This window comes from Aliiglaciecola aliphaticivorans (genome assembly GCF_054782055.1).
In genome coordinates this window covers 1-578 of sequence record NZ_BAAGTF010000072.1, presented here as the reverse complement: position 1 = coordinate 578, position 578 = coordinate 1, and the positions used below count along the sequence as shown (strand labels likewise).

Sequence of the window (578 nt, the reverse complement as noted above, 5' to 3'; positions counted from 1 at the left end):
CTGTATCTTGCCTTGAGCTCTTCGACAACTATCGTCTTGTCTTTGCTTTTTTCTTTCTGGCTTGAGTCAAGGCTTCTAACTTTTTTAAGACAGCGTTCTCTGCACGTAGATAATCCAATTCTTCCCTGAGCTCTTTTTCAGACATTTCAGCTGATGGTTTAGGAGTTGAAGAATGATTAGTCACGCGAGGCCTACCTTTTTTCTGGGGTTTTAGACGGGTTATACCCTCGTGAGCATAAAGCTTTTGCCATTGAAATAAAATACCAGGGGATGATAAGTCGAAATAGGCGCTAGCATATGTCAGTGACCAATGATTCGCAGACATAGTTTTGAGTACATGCAGTTTAAATTCAAAGGTGTAAGGCAATTGCTTATGAATAAAACTATCTAAGCCGTTGATGCGATAAACACGAGACCAATATTGAATGAGTTTAGGCTGTACTCCAAACTTCGCCCCTAAAACAACGGAACTCTCTTCTTGCGCTAGCTGCGCTAGTTTTAACTTAAATGCTCTGTGATGTTTGGACATAAAAAGACCCCCAGTAATTGAATAGTCCAACTATTGGGGGTCACTTCAA

Annotated in this window: 1 protein-coding gene; it reads right to left on the bottom strand. The window is 40.7% G+C overall.

Features of this window, described 5'->3' with window-relative positions:
* Window positions 1-28: 28 nt before the first annotated feature.
* Window positions 29-529: a transposase gene (locus tag ACYVIL_RS20270; protein ID WP_460314554.1), complete on the bottom strand. Its 501-nt coding sequence runs from the start codon at window positions 527-529 to the stop codon at window positions 29-31.
* Window positions 530-578 lie beyond the last annotated feature (49 nt).